Source organism: Scytonema sp. HK-05, from assembly GCF_963872035.1.
Lineage (GTDB): Bacteria > Cyanobacteriota > Cyanobacteriia > Cyanobacteriales > Nostocaceae > Kalymmatonema.
In genome coordinates this window covers 1-18,335 of sequence record NZ_CAWMYC010000093.1, presented here as the reverse complement: position 1 = coordinate 18,335, position 18,335 = coordinate 1, and the positions used below count along the sequence as shown (strand labels likewise).

The 18,335-nt window shown below is 43.4% G+C and carries 17 protein-coding genes; 8 read left to right on the top strand and 9 right to left on the bottom strand.

All coding sequences use genetic code 11. The annotated features are described in order from the left end of the window. Positions 1–35 precede the first annotated feature (35 nt). Positions 36–1,088, top strand: a complete 1,053-nt coding sequence (locus AACT52_RS13435; RefSeq protein ID WP_158054628.1) for a saccharopine dehydrogenase family protein — start codon at positions 36–38, stop codon at positions 1,086–1,088. 397 nt (positions 1,089–1,485) lie between these two features. Here the strand turns inward: AACT52_RS13435 and AACT52_RS13430 are convergent, their stop codons facing one another. The 4 genes from AACT52_RS13430 to cysH all read right to left on the bottom strand — a co-directional run bounded on the left by AACT52_RS13430 (position 1,486) and on the right by cysH (position 7,022). After that, positions 1,486–3,321: an APC family permease gene (locus AACT52_RS13430; protein ID WP_073631245.1), complete on the bottom strand. Its 1,836-nt coding sequence runs from the start codon at positions 3,319–3,321 to the stop codon at positions 1,486–1,488. Between the two features lie 111 nt (positions 3,322–3,432). Next, a complete protein-coding gene (gene sbcD, locus AACT52_RS13425; RefSeq protein WP_073631243.1) occupies positions 3,433–4,743 on the bottom strand; it encodes an exonuclease subunit SbcD in 1,311 nt (436 codons plus the stop codon). A 58-nt stretch (positions 4,744–4,801) separates the two neighbouring features. Then, entirely contained in the window at positions 4,802–5,830 is a 1,029-nt protein-coding gene (locus tag AACT52_RS13420; protein ID WP_073631241.1) for a hypothetical protein, read from the bottom strand. 466 nt (positions 5,831–6,296) lie between these two features. Beyond that, positions 6,297–7,022, bottom strand: a complete 726-nt coding sequence (gene cysH, locus AACT52_RS13415) for a phosphoadenosine phosphosulfate reductase (RefSeq protein WP_073631239.1) — start codon at positions 7,020–7,022, stop codon at positions 6,297–6,299. Positions 7,023–7,666: 644 nt separating this feature from the next. On the opposite strand from cysH, the gene AACT52_RS13410 reads away from it, so the two are divergent. The 3 genes from AACT52_RS13410 (at position 7,667) to AACT52_RS13400 (ending at position 10,474) form a co-directional block, all read left to right on the top strand. Further along, positions 7,667–7,948, top strand: a complete 282-nt coding sequence (locus AACT52_RS13410; RefSeq protein ID WP_073631237.1) for a glutaredoxin family protein — start codon at positions 7,667–7,669, stop codon at positions 7,946–7,948. Positions 7,949–8,526: 578 nt separating this feature from the next. Beyond that, on the top strand, positions 8,527–9,603 hold the full coding sequence (locus tag AACT52_RS13405; RefSeq protein ID WP_073631235.1) for a mevalonate kinase family protein: 1,077 nt from the start codon (positions 8,527–8,529) through the stop codon (positions 9,601–9,603). After that, the gene (locus tag AACT52_RS13400) at positions 9,590–10,474 is read left to right on the top strand and encodes a UTP--glucose-1-phosphate uridylyltransferase (protein ID WP_073631233.1); all 885 of its coding nucleotides are present in this window, start codon (positions 9,590–9,592) and stop codon (positions 10,472–10,474) included. Before AACT52_RS13405 ends, AACT52_RS13400 begins: the two co-directional genes overlap by 14 nt. 140 nt (positions 10,475–10,614) lie before the next feature. Here the strand turns inward: AACT52_RS13400 and AACT52_RS13395 are convergent, their stop codons facing one another. The 3 genes from AACT52_RS13395 to AACT52_RS13390 all read right to left on the bottom strand — a co-directional run bounded on the left by AACT52_RS13395 (position 10,615) and on the right by AACT52_RS13390 (position 12,351). Next, positions 10,615–10,791 carry a hypothetical protein gene (locus AACT52_RS13395; RefSeq protein ID WP_272937095.1) on the bottom strand — a complete coding sequence of 59 codons (177 nt, stop codon included), beginning with the start codon at positions 10,789–10,791 and terminating at the stop codon, positions 10,615–10,617. Between the two features lie 437 nt (positions 10,792–11,228). Next, on the bottom strand, positions 11,229–11,366 hold the full coding sequence (locus AACT52_RS41365; protein ID WP_083630294.1) for a ribbon-helix-helix protein, CopG family: 138 nt from the start codon (positions 11,364–11,366) through the stop codon (positions 11,229–11,231). Between the two features lie 418 nt (positions 11,367–11,784). Continuing rightward, positions 11,785–12,351 carry a DUF2808 domain-containing protein gene (locus AACT52_RS13390; RefSeq protein ID WP_233153926.1) on the bottom strand — a complete coding sequence of 189 codons (567 nt, stop codon included), beginning with the start codon at positions 12,349–12,351 and terminating at the stop codon, positions 11,785–11,787. A 909-nt stretch (positions 12,352–13,260) separates the two neighbouring features. Between AACT52_RS13390 and AACT52_RS13385 the strand changes: the two genes are divergently transcribed. After that, positions 13,261–15,105 carry a nucleotide pyrophosphatase/phosphodiesterase family protein gene (locus AACT52_RS13385; RefSeq protein ID WP_073631231.1) on the top strand — a complete coding sequence of 615 codons (1,845 nt, stop codon included), beginning with the start codon at positions 13,261–13,263 and terminating at the stop codon, positions 15,103–15,105. 148 nt (positions 15,106–15,253) lie between these two features. Here AACT52_RS13385 and AACT52_RS13380 read toward each other — a convergent pair whose 3' ends face one another. Next, positions 15,254–15,502, bottom strand: coding sequence for a DUF7219 family protein (locus AACT52_RS13380; RefSeq protein WP_073631229.1), 249 nt, complete (start codon positions 15,500–15,502; stop codon positions 15,254–15,256). 293 nt (positions 15,503–15,795) lie between these two features. On the opposite strand from AACT52_RS13380, the gene AACT52_RS13375 reads away from it, so the two are divergent. From AACT52_RS13375 to AACT52_RS13365, 3 genes are all read left to right on the top strand, one after another. Beyond that, on the top strand, positions 15,796–16,935 hold the full coding sequence (locus AACT52_RS13375) for a trypsin-like serine protease (RefSeq protein WP_073631228.1): 1,140 nt from the start codon (positions 15,796–15,798) through the stop codon (positions 16,933–16,935). 155 nt (positions 16,936–17,090) lie between these two features. Continuing rightward, positions 17,091–17,276: a hypothetical protein gene (locus AACT52_RS13370; protein ID WP_158054625.1), complete on the top strand. Its 186-nt coding sequence runs from the start codon at positions 17,091–17,093 to the stop codon at positions 17,274–17,276. 372 nt (positions 17,277–17,648) lie between these two features. Beyond that, entirely contained in the window at positions 17,649–17,999 is a 351-nt protein-coding gene (locus tag AACT52_RS13365) for a hypothetical protein (protein ID WP_073631224.1), read from the top strand. A gap of 132 nt (positions 18,000–18,131) precedes the next feature. Here the strand turns inward: AACT52_RS13365 and AACT52_RS13360 are convergent. Continuing rightward, a partial coding sequence (locus tag AACT52_RS13360; RefSeq protein ID WP_233153925.1) for a hypothetical protein occupies positions 18,132–18,335 on the bottom strand: 204 nt, incomplete at its 5' end.

The window sequence follows — 18,335 nt, the reverse complement described above, 5'->3', positions numbered from 1 at the left end:
AATATATAGCATTCTTAAGGAAAGATAGTATAAAAATGATGACATCAAGGGTCTTACTATACGGTGCAACTGGCTACGCTGGAAAACTCATTGCTGCATCAGCTAAAAGTAACGGTCTAGAATTAATTTTGGCAGGACGAAATCAGAGTTCACTGGCAGCAGCAGCCGATAAACTAAGTCTGGACTTTCGAGTTGTTGGCTTAGACGATCCAAATGCGATCGCTCGCTCTATCGCGGATGTCAAAGCTGTGCTGAATTGCGCCGGACCCTTTTCAAAAACCGCAAAGCCGCTTGTAGACGCCTGTGTGCAAACCAAAACCCATTATTTAGACATAGCTGGAGAAGTGCCGGAATTTGAGGCTTTAGCTGCACGAGACACTGAGGCTAAAAATGCAGGAGTCATGCTTATGCCTGGCGTGGGGTTTGGAGTTGTCCCAACCGACTGTTTAGCTGTTTACCTCAAACATCAGTTACCGACAGCCAATCGACTGATATTAGCTTATGAAACACAGGGCGGTGTATCTCAGGGAACAGCAAATACAGTTCTGCCCAACTTACATGTGATGGGTGTGGTGAGAAAAGAAGGTCAACTCATCCCCGCTCGACCAGCGTGGAAAAGTCGCAAAATTGATTTTGGTTCTGGTGTGATCGTTGCAGTCAGCAACCCTTGGCGAGCCGATATTTTGACCGCGTTCCACAGTACCGGCATTCCCAATATTGAGGTATACACAGTGTTTCCAACTCCTGTGCGTCTACTCATGCAAATGAGTCAGTATTTGGGATGGTTATTTAGCTCATCGTTGTTCCAAAGCGCTTTAGCACGACTGATTCAAACTTTACCCCCCGGACCAAGTGCGGCAGAACGAGCAAGGGGTACGACAAGAGTCATTGGCGTTGTCGAAGACGAAAGCGGTCAAAAAGTGACGGCAAAGCTGGAAGGTCCCGAAGCCTACGATTTTACTGCGTTAGCTGCTGTGGCAATTATGAAACGCATAGTCCAAGGCGAAGCTCAGGCAGGATTCCAAACTCCCGCCTCCGTTTATGGGGCGGATTTGGTGCTGGAGATTCCGGGAGTCATGCGGTTTTGAGGGAATTGACTCTGAAACTGAAGTTCCCCCCAAGTAAAAAGCGCGCTGATGCTTAGCTAGAGCGGCTTTCAAAATTTTCTTCAACCGCTTTACGCCCTTACAAATTGTCAAAGGGGCGTGGCGTCGCGAGAATGAGGCGTTGAACCCGATTTTTTAGCTTACCATTGATGTGCCTTTAGTTCCAGCGTGTACATGGGTACAGTATATGAAGTATCAATTCCTGATTTTATTGTGCAGTAAGGCACGCGAGCTTTTTTAGTACATTCGCACTGGGGAACTTCAGCTTAAATATTTAAGATTTTACAAACAAAAAAAGCAGGCTTCTTTTGGTCACAAGCAAAGAAACCTGGCTTTTTAGTCATATTTTACTCATAAATGAAATTTTTCCTTCACGCTGTTACAGGTAATACCTGACAGTGCTGACAACTCGACTTTTCTTAGCTCTTAAAGCTGTCTTCAAGAACAAAGTTGTTTGGTTGTGCAAAAGTCCTTCCCACCAATTGCGAGTCACAAAAGCAGGAATAATAACTGTTGTGTAAGTACCAGGATGACGCTCTTCAAACTGACTAACAAATTCGACAATTGGAGATATCACAGAGCGATAGGGTGATTCGATAATGACTAAGGGAATATCTGCCTCCAATTGTTTCCATTGTTCTTTGAGTTTTTCTCCCCCTGTAGAACCAACATCTACGTGAACTGCAACAATTTCATCAGCAATCGTGCGTGCGTAGTCCAAAGCCTCTACAGTTCCCAGATTCAGTTGTCCTACCACAACCACCGCCGGGTGAGTGACAACTTCGGGTTTAGGTCTGGGAGTATAACTGCGAGGCGGTAATCCCTCAATACTAAGACGTTGGGTTACGTATTGATAGTGGCGGTGAATGGCTAAAAATATGGCGACAACCACAGGAATTGCCACCACCACTAACCAAGCTCCGCCCATGAACTTGGTTGATATGATGACACCTAGAACCACAGCTGTCGCAAGAGCTCCCAAACCATTCATCAAAGCACTGGCTTGCCAACCGGGTGTACGTTCATGGAACCACCGGCGTACCATTCCAGCTTGGGATAGGGTAAAGGAAGTAAACACACCCACCGCGTACAGGGGAATAACGGCGTTTACGTCTCCTTTGAAGATAATCACCAAGATAGCCGCACAGAGGCTGAGGAGAATGATGCCGTTGGAATAAACTAGGCGATCGCCCAATAGTGATAATTGTCGCGGCAAAAATCCATCTCGCGCCAAGAAGTAACAAAGTCTGGGAAAGTCTGCATAGCTGGTATTGGCAGCTAAAAGTAAGATGAGCAGCGTGACAACTTGGACAAAAAAGTAAAATGGTCCATTCCCCAAAATTAATCTACCCAACTGAGAAACGACTGTTTGCCCGTGTTCCGGAACAACGTGATAAATGTTGGATACGTAGGTGATTCCCACAAACATGAGTCCCAGAATACCGCCTAAGTAGAGCAATGTCAGGCGAGCATTTTTCCACTCTGGTTCCTTAAAAGCCAACACCCCATCGGATATGGCTTCCACTCCTGTAAGCGCCGTACATCCGGCAGAAAAAGCTCTCAAAATGAAAAACAAACTGAGTCCTTCTTTAACAGGGATGCTGGGATATTCTGTGGCAACTTGTCCCGTAGCGTATTTAAACAAACCAAGGGCAATCAGCACAAAAATACTGGCAATAAAGGCATAAGTAGGAATCATGAATATTCTGCCTGATTCCTTTACACCTCGAAGATTTGCCAGCGTCAACAAGAAAATAAAAATCAAGCAAAGGCTGACTGTGAAGGGTTGCAGCGCTGGGAATGCTGAAGTGAGGGCGGCTGTACCCGCAGATATACTGACGGTGACTGTCAAAATATAGTCAATCATCAGCGAACCCCCTGCCACCAGTCCAGGATATAGACCAAGGTTTTCTCTGGCAACAATATACGAGCCACCGCCTTTGGGATAAGCTCGAATGGTTTGTCGATAAGAAAGCACGACTATTGCTAGGAGGACCATAATTGCTACAGCAATAGGCAGAGACAAACCTAGGGCACTACTTCCCGCTGCCACTAAAATCAGCAGAATCTCTTCTGTAGCGTAAGCAACCGAGGAGAGAGCATCGGATGAAAGAACCGCCAAGGCAGTGGCGTTACTCAATCTTTCTTCAGCGTGAGCGCTTGTGGGTAAAGTTTTACCGAGTAAAAATTGCTTAATTTGTGGGTAGAGGGACATACAGGGTCCACCTGGCAACGATTTTTGTCATTGCTCTGTAGATATAAACATTAACTACTGAGCATGGAATATTGCAATTTTGCCAGATTAATCACCATTTAATTTTAAATTTTACAGTAGAGGGAGCTGAGTATCTCTACCGCCTACCGACAGATGATTTTGAAACTCCTGCTCATGAGCTGCTGCTTCTAGGCATACTTCCACATCATTCGCTAAGAGATTGTGCGCTGCTTCCAGCATTGATGCTGCGATGTCCTTGAGGTCTTCGCGGTTGTTCAAATATGTTTTCAACGCTTCCATTGGGTCGATGCTGTTACTGGCGCTCAATTCCGGAATGCGGGGTCGAGCCAACTGGCTGACCAATTCTGGTTGAATGGTGTAGGTATGCGCTGGACTTAAAGCACTATGCACCTCGGAGCTATCAATTAAATCCAACTGCTCTGAGCGAAGTTTGTAAATCAGCCGCACGACCGCATCTTGGATATCGCGTTTGGCTAAGGCTTTCATGATTGCCGCCTGTGGGTCTTCAACCTTAGAGACATCCACCTCAATTGTATGAAAAGCCCGCACTGGCAAAGGACAAAATTCCCATTGGACGCGACCTTTCTCCAGTTCTACCATCACATAGCCTTTGTCTTCCTTTTCTTCGCTAAAATCCACCCGTTCAATACTCCCTGGATAAATCACTGGCGGATCATTAGATTTATTCAGGTTTTGATGGCGATGAACGTGTCCCAGCCCTACATAGTCAAAGCTCTGTCGCGTCAGCAAAGATAGGGGAAGCGTAAAACCTTTACCAACTGCTAAAAAGCGTTCGGCTCCCAAGCTAGCATTGTCCGTCATCAAGTGACCCAAAAGAACAGTGGGCACGTTGGGGTCAAGGCGGCGAATTTCTCCTTCTAGGACAATCCGCAGACGTTCAGTAAGCAGTTGGTTGACTTCAACCATAGATAAACTTTCGGTTTCCTGGCGAGTCATCAAAGTGGAACGGGTTAGCCAAGGGAGCGTGATCACCTGCACGCTTCCATTACGGGTATGGATGCTGTGAGTGGTTAAAGTATCACCTACAACAACTCCCGGAACTCCCAAGGCGCGGTAAATACATAGACTGGCTCCACCTTGTCCTTGGGAATGTTGGTCGTGGTTCCCCACCAACAGCACTGTGGGGATATTTGCATCTACAAGGCGGCGAAACTGACCAGCAAAGGCTTCTTGTACGTAGGGCGGCGGTGTCGCATCTGGAAAAGCATCACCGCCAAATAGAACCAAATCTACTGGTTCTGCTAGCGCTCGGTCAATACATTTGGACAGGCTATTGACAAAATCCTCCAATCGTGTATTTAATCCAGTTTCGGGATTGATGCGTCCGTGGGAGAAACCGCTTCCCATGTGGATGTCGGAGAGGTGGAGGATTTTAATCATAAGGGAATCGGGGAGTCGTGGAGGAAACTAGTTTGTCTCCCCATTATTTTATATCTGTTTATATCTGTGACGATAAAGATGGAATTGAATTAAGGCTGTCTGGATACCATGCATAGTTTTTCATGTCGCTTGGCCATGATACTTCATCTGGTGTAGCAATTTCTAGGGTGCTGGAATTGAGTTTGTTATATAAGCCGACAAAATCACCAACTTGAATCTGATTTTTTTCAAAGGTTTGCCGAAGAAGTTCGATTGTAAACATCATGTTATGGGCTTCAAAGCTGCCTTGAGGAAACAAACGCGGAAATATCAGAAACTTTATATCGTCTCGTTTTTGCTTAATAGCTCTTTGGGGTGTCATTCCAAATTTCTCTGGTAATAGATCGCCTTGAATGAAAACCATAATGTAATTTGGACCTCGTACCCATTTTCGATAGCCGTTTCCGAAGGTGAAGACATTGATAAGTTGACTAGTGCGCTGCTGCCACTTCTGTTCTTGAATTCGTCGTTCTGTAAAGTCAAACACCCTAGCGCGTCCACTGATAAAGTTTCTTTTAGCAACCTTAATAGCTCTAGCCAAGAAAATTGTTCCGAGACTATCGCCTGATATATTGAGAGCTACCCTGTTGTTTACGGCATAAGTAATCAAAGTTGCCGCATTTTCAATGACTGGACTACCAGATAAACCTAGATAGTCAAGAACTGCATTAATCCAGTCAAGGTATCGGTTAATGAAAGCGATAATTGGACGTTTTTTAAGAAAAGTGGAGTTGTTCATATTGGCGATGCCAGTTAAGAGAGTAGTAGCATACCTACGGCTCCTTTTTGAAGATTCTGACTCACGTTGTCCCAGCCCAGAGATAAATATTGCAAAAAGTTCGCGCTTATCGTTTTCTGGATAATAGACGATGTCAGATGCAATCGTGGTGATTGGGTCAGGTGATCCCATCACCGAGTCAAAATCAAAAACCTCTTCGCTGCCTGGGTTTTGAAATTGTCCATCAAATTTTTTATCAGGGAATAGAGCTTCAAGAGGCCAGCGCCACCAGGGAGATACGATTTGTTTTGCCTTATCTGATCTCTTCATACAAGATCTTCCTAAAGTACTGGATTTTACACTAAAAAGTGCAAGCGTGAGAAAAGCTATGTATTTGTACAAGTATAAAAAGAAAAGGAGCCTGTGTTTGAAACAGACCCCCCGGACGGTTAGTCAGAGAAGCATTACCCTTGTGACCTCAATAACGATCGACGCAATATTGTATTAAAGATTAAAGAATATTTACGTAAGTTAGGGTTGCAAGCGACAAAAGTCCAGAAGCGATCGCTCTAATTCATACTTCAATGATGCAACGACCCTTGCCACCAATTGATGCAGCAACAGAGGGTGAATTAGCAGATTTGGAACAGCTTTTTCACAAAGATACTCGTTAAACTTGCTTAGAAATTGTTTTATCTAACCGCACAGGCGCAGAGTAAGCTGACGAGGAGAGAGGGCGAGGGGGAGAGTTAAGGGAAATTCTTCTTTTCCTCCACTCCCCACTCCCTACTCCCTCTTAAATATGAATTCCACACTCAGTCTTACCAGTTCCCCGCCAACGTCCAGCGCGTTCATCTTCACCTTCGCCTACGGTCGTCGTGATGGGTTCATCGCCAATGCTGGGATAACCTTGGTCATGCAATGGGTTGTAAATCACGCCGTGTTCAGCTACATACTCCCAGCTTTTTTCGCGTGTCCAGTTAGCTAGGGGATTGATTTTTAGGCGGTTGTTGCTATCTAGTTCAAATACCGGCATATTGGCACGGGTGACGGCTTGATCGCGGCGACGTCCAGTGATCCAAGCGATAGTTTCGAGTTCAGCTAAACCCCGTTGCAACGGTTCAATTTTGGTGAGTTCGTGGAATTTGGCAATATCTTTGTCCCAAAGTGCTTCACCGTATTTTGCGGCAAAGGCTTCGCGAGTGTCTACATCTGGAGTTTTGTAAACTTTCAAATCCAGATTGTAAACTTCTTTAGCCTTAGCAACCAGTTCTAGAGTTTGGGGAAAGTGGTGCAGTGTTTCGAGAAATACCACAGGGACTGGGTGCTTAAGGTCACGGTAGAAAATATCAGTGATTATTAAGTCATCTACGTTAAAGGCGCTAGTTTGCACCAGTCCAGTAGGAATATTCTCGACAGACCATGCCAGTATCTCTCTTGGTTGGGCAGTCTCAAATTTCTGATTGAGTTGCTCTAAGTCAAAACTGGCGTTTTCCGGTGTAATTGCTGTCGAAGCAGTCATTAATTATTCTCCAGTCCAATAAATTCCTTGCTTGATTAAAGTTAATTTTACACTACAAAGGCACATAGATCGGTCGGAATTCTGTAATTCGCATATTCGGGAACCATTGCCAAGAGGGCGGGATTCGGGGAAAACTCCAGGTTCTTTTTGAGGGGCGTGCAAGTGGCGTGCGACTGCCGATTGCGCGGAGCGCAGTGCCCAAAGGGCAATCAGCAATGAGGAGGAATGGAGAAGTCGGCAACTTAAATGTACAACAAGCTATTTACAAAAGTTTATACTTGAGGCAACTTTACCAAGGTATCTATCTTCAGGTAAGTAAATACTATTGTATTTAATAAGATTATTTACCGTTGTTTAATTTTTACTATGTTTCTATTTATATATATGGCGATACTGATATTGTTAGTAGAATCCTTAAAATTAAAGAATTCGACAAATGAACGATTCCAAAACTCCAAATTCATTGAGCCAGTCTATAGTTATGGGCGCTTTGGTCATGCTAACCAGTGCTGGTGTTATCACTATCATGAATTTGTTCTAGGGCAACAACTGCAATTTTTAGCAAAATAACTTTACAAAACCCCTCTCAATACTGAGAGGGGTTTTTACATTGGGTTGAGTACTGTACTAGAGGGTTAAAACAAATGCGAATCATCTTATATAGCAAGCCGGGTTGCCATTTGTGTGAGGGCTTGCAGGAAAAGCTCGAACAGATACAAAATCTCAAGTTTGAGCTAGAGAACCGGGATATTACGACTCGTGAAGATTGGTTTCAAGCTTATCAATACGAGGTACCAGTGCTTTTTCTAGTACACCGCAGAGGTACAGAGGGTACACAGGACGAAGCAAAGGAGCTACCCTTGCCCCGTCCCTCTCCTAGAGCAACGGTACAGCAGTTGGAGAATATGCTTGCGAAGTATTTCTGACTAAAGTATAAGCAATTATACAATGTCTCCACTTGCTCTGTATGGTTTCAATTTATTCTTCCCCAGAGAGCGAGCCTGTTTTATTTGTACATAAAAAAGCGCTTGAGACTTTCTTCACCCCAGCGCTTCTTCTGTATAAAGCTATACCAAATCACCGCTTTGATGCAACATTTGAAACCCGCAACATTCTGTCGGTGAGACGAATTGCGAATATAAGCTGTGGCAAACATATCGTGAAATGGTATCACTCCTTGCACTAATAAAGAATATCTCTTCTAGAATGAAACGCGGAATCTGGTGAGTGACAGTTTGCCAACTGACCCTAGTAGATGAGTTGCTAATTTAGCAATCATTACGGAATTGACTTCTGATACTTTTTTTGACATGAAAGTCAAGAAAATTATGAAACCCTACTGAAAGAATTTTATCTGCAAAATTCAAATTATTTTCAATTTTCAATTTTTAATTTATAACTTTTTTTTCCGTATTTATGTGTCTGTGTTAACCTATTAATTTCAACTTGACATTCGTCATAGTAATTTATGACTGGAGAGCGGGAGGATTTCAGGGTAGACTAAATGCAAATTTTCGTTCCTGGGCGTCTTTGTCTGTTTGGTGAACACAGCGATTGGGCGGGAGAATATCGTCGTCACAATCCTGAGGTTAAGGTAGGCTACACGCTGCTTGTGGGTACCAATCAGGGGCTTTATGCTAGGGTGAAGCCTCATCCAACTCAGCTTGTTCTTCACGCCTCTCTCAGTGATGGAAGCCGTGAAACCCTGACTTTGCCAATCGAAAAGGAGGTTTTACTATCCGAAGCCAAAAAGGGTGGTTTTTGCAGTTATGCGGCTGGCGTTGCTTACCAATTTCTCGCTAGCTTTCCTGTCGCTGGGCTGGAGATTGACAATTACCTGACAGATTTACCAATTCAGAAAGGGCTATCGTCCAGTGCTGCGATTTGTGTACTGGTAGCCCGGTCATTCAATCAGGTGTATGACTTAAAGATGACTCTCCAGGAGGAAATGGAGTTTGCATATCTCGGCGAGATTACTACGCCTTCCCGATGTGGGCGGATGGATCAGGCGTGTGCCTACGGTAATCGTCCTATTGCTATGATATTTGATGGCGATTGCCCAAGGGGCACAGGCATTGCCAATCGCACTCATATCATAGAGTTAAAGGTACCGAAGGATTTATTCTTTGTAATTGTGGATCTCGGTGCTAGCAAAAATACTCAAAAAATTCTCACTCAACTCAATGAGTGTTATCCCTTCGCTACCAACGAAGTCCAAGCGAATGTACAGAAATATCTCAGTTCCATCAGCTATCAAATAACGCAAGCAGCGGTTGATGCTTTACAAAAAGGCGACGCTGAACAACTTGGTATTCTTATGAAACAAGCACAGGCAGAATTTGACAAACATTTGATACCCGCTTGTCCAGAAGAGTTAACTGCTCCCGTACTGCACCAACTTCTTGAGTATGAACTCATCCAACCTTATATTTTAGGTGGCAAGGGCGTGGGTTCACAAGGAGATGGCACTGCACAGTTTATTGTCAAAGACGCAGAAAGCCAACAAAAAGTCATCGAAATCATTGAGCAGAATTTTCCACAAATGCAATGTTTAAAACTGACAATTTATGCAACAAAATAAGGTAAGGAAAGCTGTGATTCCAGCGGCTGGCTTCGGGACTCGATTATTTCCAGCCACCAAAGTTGTTAAAAAAGAACTTTTCCCGATTATTGATAAAGATGGCAGGGCAAAACCTGTGATTCTGGCAATTGTTGAAGAAGCGATGAGTGCCGGAATCGAAGAAGTTGGGATTGTGGTGCAACCAGGAGATAAAGAAATTTTTGCAGATTTTTTTAAAAGTCCACCTAAAAAAGAACTTTTCAACAAACTTTCCCCCCAAAATCAAGAATACAGCAAATATCTTCAAGAACTAGGCAGCAGAATCACAATTTTGACGCAGGAAGAACAAGAAGGCTACGGTCATGCTGTTTTCTGTGCCAAGGAATGGGTGAAAAATGAGCCATTTTTGCTCATGCTAGGTGACCACGTTTACTCATCAGACATTGAAAAATCCTGTGCTAGTCAAGTTATAGACGTTTACGAACAAGTCAATCAAAGCGTTCTTGGGTTGACAGTTATGCCAGCAGAAATTCTCCATCAAGCTGGCTGTGTTACAGGAATTTGGCAATCATTCAATTCGCTTCTTTCACTTACACAAGTTTACGAAAAACCCTCCATTGAGTATGCTCGTCAATATTTGCATACAGAGGGAATGAAAGATGATGAGTTTCTCTGTATGTTTGGGTTGTATGTACTGACACCGAAAATATTTGATTTTTTGGCAGAACACATTCATCAAAACTTTCGAGAACGAGGAGAATTTCAGTTAACATCTTGTTTGGATAGATTGCGTGAAGAAGACGGAATGACAGGATATCTTGTGAAAGGAAAGTGTTTTGACACAGGATTGCCAGATACCTATCGGCAGACAATGATTGATTTTAGAATTTAGATGTTTGGCGTTAGATTTCTTGCAAAAATCGGTCTAGGGCTATTAGGAACCGCAGATGCACCCATATATATGCAGGTAATTTATCTGTGTACATCTGTGGTTTCATATTCAAATTTCCTCGCTGTGCGTTGTTGACGTACTTACTTGACAGCGCCAGCAGGTACAGATGCAAATCTAGCGTATCGCTGTAAGTAGAATTCCTTAGAATTGGCGATCGCCTTCACAGATTCGCGTTCTTTCAGTGCATGCTTCCATTGCCGTAACCGGGTTAATTCAGATGGTAACTGAAAACCACGATATTCTTTAATAACAGCCAAACGCTCAAACCAAGGGTAATATGTGAGGTCACTCGCTTCTCAAACATTCACGCATTCGCTCATTCAAAATTCAAAATTTAATTAGTGGGAGCGGGTGTACCGCCACTGTCTTATTGACCACCAATATCATTGCATATGGTGGGGGCTTGTACCCAGAATTAATCAATTCAAAATTATTCTTCCGGATTGAACGCGTGAACGCGTGAACGCGTGAATTCAAAAAAGGTCAACGAGACTGATAGATTCACCAAACCAGTAAGAACCATCACCAGACAGTTTTGCTAAGGCACGGAAAACTGAATTTTGTTCCCCACCCGCCACGAGCGATCGCTCACCTGGAACGTCTCGAAGTGCAAAGTAGGGGATGTAGTTTGACGCACGGAGGAAAACTACATCTGTGTTTTTAAGGGGCGGATGAAATCCGACTTCTTCGGACTTTAGTCCTTTGTTTCTTTTTCAATGTATTGTCTAACTGCTTCTCTAATCAACTCGTTTATAGACCTCTCTTTTTGTTTGCTTAGCTTTACCAACTCTTCATACTCTTCTTTGGAGAACCTTGCGCTAAATCTACTCATGATATAAAATCTATGTTATATTGATGTCATGGTAACACAAGAATGAAAAACTCCAAAAAACAAACGTGATGCCATGCCTACCCTCACAAATGAAGATATGGGGTTGTACTGAGAAGTCCTTTTTAGGAGCCTGCGGTGCGTAAAATCTTCTCAGTAGCGGAGACGCTGCGCGAACAGGGTTGGAAGGAAGGAAAGTGCCGTACAGCCCTGAGCTTGTCGAAGGGTCGAGGCGGGTAGGGCTGTCTTACCCTCGTCAGCGTGTTTTACAAAAAACATGAGACAACGTTGCGGTGAGACAGGGCTCTTGGTAGGGTTTCCCTCGTGCCGGCTCTGCGAACCCGAAGGGAGTGTGGCGCCTATCCCAGGTCGCAACAACAGTCTAGAATCCACGTTTTTCAAAGCGTGGAGAGCTCAAAGGTTATAGCCCTCTATAGAATTGCAAGCGACCTGTGCCAATATATTGACCATCGGTCTGCTGTGCAGGGGCAAATGCTGTGAGTTGAAATATATAGACGCCATCGTAGCTAGGATTGCGGAAAGGTTTCAGACCAATAGTGACCGTTTTACCTGGTGGAATTGGTTGGTCAAAGGTCACTGTAACAGTATTTTTTTGGCTATCATTGCTGGCTAGTTGGATTGGTAACTTTTGTCCTTTACGATCAGGAGTTCCCTCAAAGGCACGACTCTCTTGTGCATCGTAACGAATACGTTCAAGACCTTGTCTTTGAGTGATGTTAACTTGCTGGAGTGGTTTTCCAGCATTGGCTGGTACTTCTATGGTGAAATAATATGTTGCTTCCCGAACATCTGTGTTTATGTAAGTCGATGTAGCAGCAACCAAACGCGGTGGTTGGAAGATGGTAATAGCGCTATCGGCTTGAGCAAATGCAGATATTGCGGACAAAGGCAATAAGCATAGCCCAGTACCGACAACAAAAAGAGTTTTATAAAACCTAGAAATGCTTTTCATGTTGTTTGGTGACATACAGGTTTTCTGGGGATTTTCAGTAGCTGGATTATGAGAAATAAAATCTTCATTCGTTGCTTTATTTAAGACAGCAAAATTCTCTAAAAGAGCATTTTTTTAACAATAGCTGCTCAAATTTGAAATTACTGAGTCTACAAAAAAATCCACTATTCTACCAAGGCTATATGTAAGTTTATATAGCCGCGATTTTTGCTCGCTAGGTATTTTTTATGTGAAATAGCACCGTTCTATCTTCGATTGGCATATGAAGGCTAGTGATTAAACCAATTAAACGTAATAGCGTTTGAGGTTAATCATTTACTCACCACCCAATATTAAATTGGGAAACTGGGTGCTTCTCTAATTTTTTTTAAATGTAACACATATTGAAAATTTTTACTGCTGATAGAATTAGCTTTTGCCAAGTCAATTGATTCCTCCTAACCCGATAGAATTTTAGGTAATAAACAACTTGCATAAAGTTATTTAATTTTCTCTAAATACACAATCTTGTTGGGAAATTATCAGCGTTTTTGCAGTAGCTAAAATACGGTATTTTGATAAATATTAAGATGATTAATTTCGCTTTTCGACGGCAATATCTCCCAAAAAGCTATTGGATTTTTAAGGAAGAAAATTTAGCTTTTCCTATAAAAAATAAGCAAATTAGAGATGGAAGCGTTTTCTCCGCCTGCTTATCGCTACACATCTACACTCTGCTTCCTAACAGGCGTGATAAGGAAAGCTCACTCACTTTTCACCTTTAGCAGTGCCGGGGACTCTTCATACATTCACTTTCACCATGACTTAAAATACGGTAAATCAGTCAATTTATGAGCTTTAAAAAACAGCCATTTGGTGTATACCTATAGGATGAAATTTGACTGACTAGTAATACAATCTTGGTGTCCTCACATCCGGAAGGTTATGCGGTTTTTTACACATGGTCGCCGCTGGTTATTCCTGACGCTTTTTGTCATTGCAGTTATTGCAGCGTGTACGGCAATGCCTGGAAAACGCGCTCAGCAAGCGATACAACACAGTATGGTCATTTTCGTTGCCGATGGGCTGCGTCCGACTTCGATAAATGCTACCGATACCCCAACCATGAACGAGATACGGGAACGGGGAGTCAAGTTTACTAACAGTCACTCTTTATTTCCGACCTTCACCACCGCTAACGCTTCGGCGATCGCCACCGGTCACTATTTGGGAGATACGGGTGACTTTAGCAATACTATCCAAGTCAGCGCCCCGGTCAAAAGTGCCAAAAACAGCGTAGTTCCGTTCCTAGAAAACAATGCCGTTCTTCAAGAAGTTAACAAACAGTTTGGTGCCAACTACCTCAACGAACAAACTCTGTTAGAAGCCGCAAGAAAAGCAGGTTTCAGTACTGCTGCTGTCGGAAAAATCGGACCAGTTTTGATTCAAGATGTGACGTTGCAAAAGGGCGAACCAACGATCATTTTTGATGACGCCACCGGCACGCCGACGGAAATTTCTCTAAGTTCTGAAGTTACACAACTGCTTGCCAAAAACTCATTGCCAACAGCAACGCCATCGCGGGGAGAAAACGGTAATCATGGGGACAGCAAGACTCCAGGTACCAAAGTTGCAAATACAGTTCAGCAGCAATATTTTGCTGATGTCACGACTAAGGCAATCCTGCCACTTTTCAAGCAGCGGCAAAAACCCTTTGTGCTGGTTTTCTGGTCTCGTGATCCAGATGGTACACAGCATAACCACGGCGACAGCCTCAACCAACTCGTTCCTGGTATCAATGGTCCCACCGTGCAAGCAGCCCGCCAGAATGTTGACAAGAACCTAGCTCAAATTCGCACTGCATTAAGGGATTTGGGTTTGGAAGAGACGACAAATATATTCTTGACTGCCGACCACGGATTTTCGACTATTAGTAAGGAAAGCAAAACCAGTTATGCAGCAACACTTTCTTACCCGGATGTGCCAAAAGGTTTTTTACCAACTGGTTTTTTGGGAATAGACATAGCGCATGAGTTAAAGCTCTCTATGTTTGACCCAGATCAGAACAATGCTCCACTCAATCCTAGTAAAGGGCAGACTTCTAGAAACAGTATCATTGGTAAAGACCCGAGAAAACCAGATGTCATAGTTGCTGGTAATGGTGGTTCTGATTTGCTCTATCTGCCTAATGCTGCAAACAAAAAAGCCACTGCGAAAAAGATTGTAGATATGCTGCTAAAGCAAGACTATATCAGCGGCTTGTTTGTGGATGATTCTTTGGGAAAAATTCCTGGGACTTTACCTTTAGAGGCGATCGCTCTTCGAGGAGCCGCACGGACTCCTAAACCATCTATCTTAGTAAATTTTCGCTCCTTTGACACAGGTTGCGGCAATCCCACAGCCTGTGGTGTGGAAATAGCAGATACAAACTTGCAGCAGGGACAAGGAATGCATGGAAGCTTTAGTCGTGCTGATACTTACAACACAATGGCAGCAATTGGACCTGACTTTAAACAGGATTATGAAGATGTGGCTCCCGTGAGTAACGCAGATGTAGCACCAACCTTGGCGAAGGTACTGAATCTAAAGTTGTCTCCTCAGGGTAAGCTAGTTGGTCGAGTGTTAAGTGAAGCGCTCCTTAGTGGACCTGACAACGTTCAGCATAAGTCTTTTACCCTGAAATCTCCATCTGCCGCTAATGGTTTGCAGACAATCCTCAAATATCAAACAGTCGGAAAAACTCGCTACTTTGATGTTGCTGGGTTTCCAGGTCGTACGCTGGGACTGTGATCAGAACTACATTATTTAATTAGGGTGCATTAATTCATATCTTATGCAAGCGATATGCCAGCATAAACACTTCGACCTACGTATAGACGATTTTCCAGTGATATTCTAGGGTTTTCTGTTCGGGACCAATTTGAATCCGCAGAGAACCCTAATTTTCTGTGTTGGAATCAATCCCCAGTGCAGCATAGCTGTGCGTTAACTGTTCCCAGAGCGCGTTTATTTGCTGGTAAGCGTCTTCTTGGGAGAGCTTTCCCAGAGTCTGTAAGTTGCAAATGTAGCCAACTCGTGTTGCAAATTCTTGTAAGTTAGCGTTGAATAGCAGAGCCTCTGGCGTGAACTGACCGTGGTAACTTCGCTTCTGATAGAGAAAGCTATGTTTGTCTATCTGCTGTTGCATAATCCACCTCTTGTCTATAAAGTTCCTCTTCTTTCTTTGTATGCCAAAATTACGATAAAAACAAATATTGTTTTTTGTTGTTACCATAAATAACGGTGATTAAAAATACACTACTTAGGTATGATGACTGGTTGCGCTCAACATAATAGTAATATGTGGGTTAAAAAAAATCATGGTAAATTTTGGAGAATTTTCCGGTTTTGGGTGCAAGTTACCCTTATAGGTTTGTAGTTTCGCGATTTGCGACACTACAAACCCAAAACAACCAAACCATAACGATGAGGTAGATGTGCATGGCAAGTTTGAAACATCAATCAATAGCCGTAGTTGGGGCGGTGCTTTCTACCTTGGGAACAGCAGAATTAGCAGGGGCAATAGTTACTGCTAATAATTCACAAAATCACCAGCTTGCCTCTGGAGAGTTCAGTGGTGTTGTACCAATAAATACTTCACTTGATCTCTGCACTGGTTCCTTGTTAAAAGGAGGTTTACATATTCTCACAGCAGCCCACTGCATCACAGACAAAAATGGTAAATTTAATACCAAGATTTTGAATAAAACAAACGTAACTTTCAAATTGCCTACAGGTTCAGTCTCAATGCCCGTTGTTGACTTTTATGTCCATCCTGGGTACGATAGCACTTTTTACAAAGGTAACGACATTGCTGTTTTGCGACTAGGTACGCCAGCACCTAGCCAAGCTCAACAATATGACATTTATCGTGCTCAAGATGAAGTCGGCAAAATTTTCACGGAAGTAGGATACGGCTACATTGGGAACCCAAATTTAGGAGAAGATACTCAGAGTAATCTTTCCCATCTAGCTTACTCGGGAAAGAATAAGTTTGATGCCTTGGGTGATATTACTAGTTCACTGTTTCAGCAGCAAGTTCCTGGATTTACAGGCATCATCCCTGGAAGTCAATTGTTGTTTGATTTCGATAGTGGCTTACCTGCGAATGATGCTTTTGGCACTCACTTTGGTATCAACGATTTAGGCTTGGGAACCAATGAAAGCAATATAGCTGGCGGTGATTCAGGTGGACCTGCATTTATTAATGATTTGGTTGCTGGTATTGCTTCCTACAGCTTTAGCGATTCATTTCTTTTCCCAAACGGAGTTCACACAGATCCGGATCAGAAAACCAACAGCAGTTTTGGTGAGTTTACAGCAACAACACGGGTGTCTAATTATGCCTCATTTATTGATGATGCAATTGCTGGTAAGGTCGCCTCTGCTATACCTATTCAATCACGATCAACGACAAACTCGCCAAGTGCGAAATTGCAAACTCTGAAACTGCGGCAAGGTACAGACCAAACTCCAAAAACTATTCCAGAATCTACCTCTATACTGGGGATGTTAGCGTTTGGCACTGCTGTTTGCTTTCTTAGAAAAGGTCAAAAACCATTGGCGAGAGGCAATAGTTAAGGAGATTCTCTCAAGTCCAACATATTGCCAAACTTCGTATCCAACAACACGAAGTCGAAGGACAGGGAAAGCATTTATTCCAAAGCCCTGTGCATTAAGCATTTCAGAAACAATTCTAATTTTATTGTTCCTGAATTAACACCCCGAGAGAACATTTGCTGTCCTGGGAGGAATACCGTTACGGTTCCTTCCAGGTTTTGTGTCTGATTGAGTTTAACCTGGGCTTTCCCCCATACAATTGTACTAATCGCCTTGCTCCTAAGCCCCTCGAAGGTTGTGAGCGATCGCATTTCTGCACAGACTTATTTGAAATGCTGCATTACTATAGCAATCCGGTTTGATTTTTGAAAAAATTTAAGTATCTTTCGGGTGTGCCTTGCCCACTATATCTAGGTTAGATCTGGGTTTTGGTGAGCAAGGCACACCCTACGTGTATTTCAAAAATCTTTGGAGGAATCCTATAGCTAATTAATAATTTATAATTACGACGATTACCAAAGAAGGGTTTTAATACTTCTCGGTTAAATGGTAACCGTGACCCCTACACATAACCGTAAGAGCGATCGCATAATAAAATTGTAAGAACAGGTGTACATAGCAGCAGTCACTTAGATAAACGGTATTTTAATCGGGGTTGCAAAATTAAAACAGTTGCAGCCAGTGAGAGAAAATACTCATATGATTTTTTAGCAAACGTCTAAGGATTACAGATAATGCAAATTCTAAAAAGAGCCATCAAACCAGAAACGTATATATCGTTCCTCCACATTTACCCAACAACTTGGGGGACTGCTGGTGATATCTGTTTAGTCCGTGAATCAGTAGCTAATTCAAGTGCATCGAAGTTCGTAGGTCACAAACTTCAACTAGCACTCCCAAAAGGCATAGAGCGCGATCGCTTGGTGGGCGTTCCGGTGATCAAAGTTGCAGGTCATGTGAGCGAGGGACATCCTAAAGATCCGCAGTCCGAATGGGAGGTTTATGAAGGTGTAGATAGAGAAATAGCGATCGCCGCTCTAAAACCTTGGGGCTTCAAGTTAATTGACTCTAATGTGGCAATCTGATCAAAGTCCCCACCGTCAGCCAAGAGAGTCGGATCGCCCGTCTCGAGATCGGGAGGACAACGCGCTCTATCGGGCTGGCTATGGTATGCACGAAAGGGGAACCCACCAGGGATGGGTTCGCTCGGGCAGCCTCTACGTGAAGCTAAGCGAGTATCCGGTTCTCGCAACCATGACTGTAGCTGGTCTCGGCGTGGTAATCTGGCTGTTTACTACGTCCCTTGTCCAAAGCTCCTGAATTTGCGCCTGGCTTTCGGGACTCTGCGGTGGCACTGCCCTAGGCGCTACCTTAATGGGAGGTCTGGAGGGCGATAGTGCCCCCACTACAACGGTACTCCG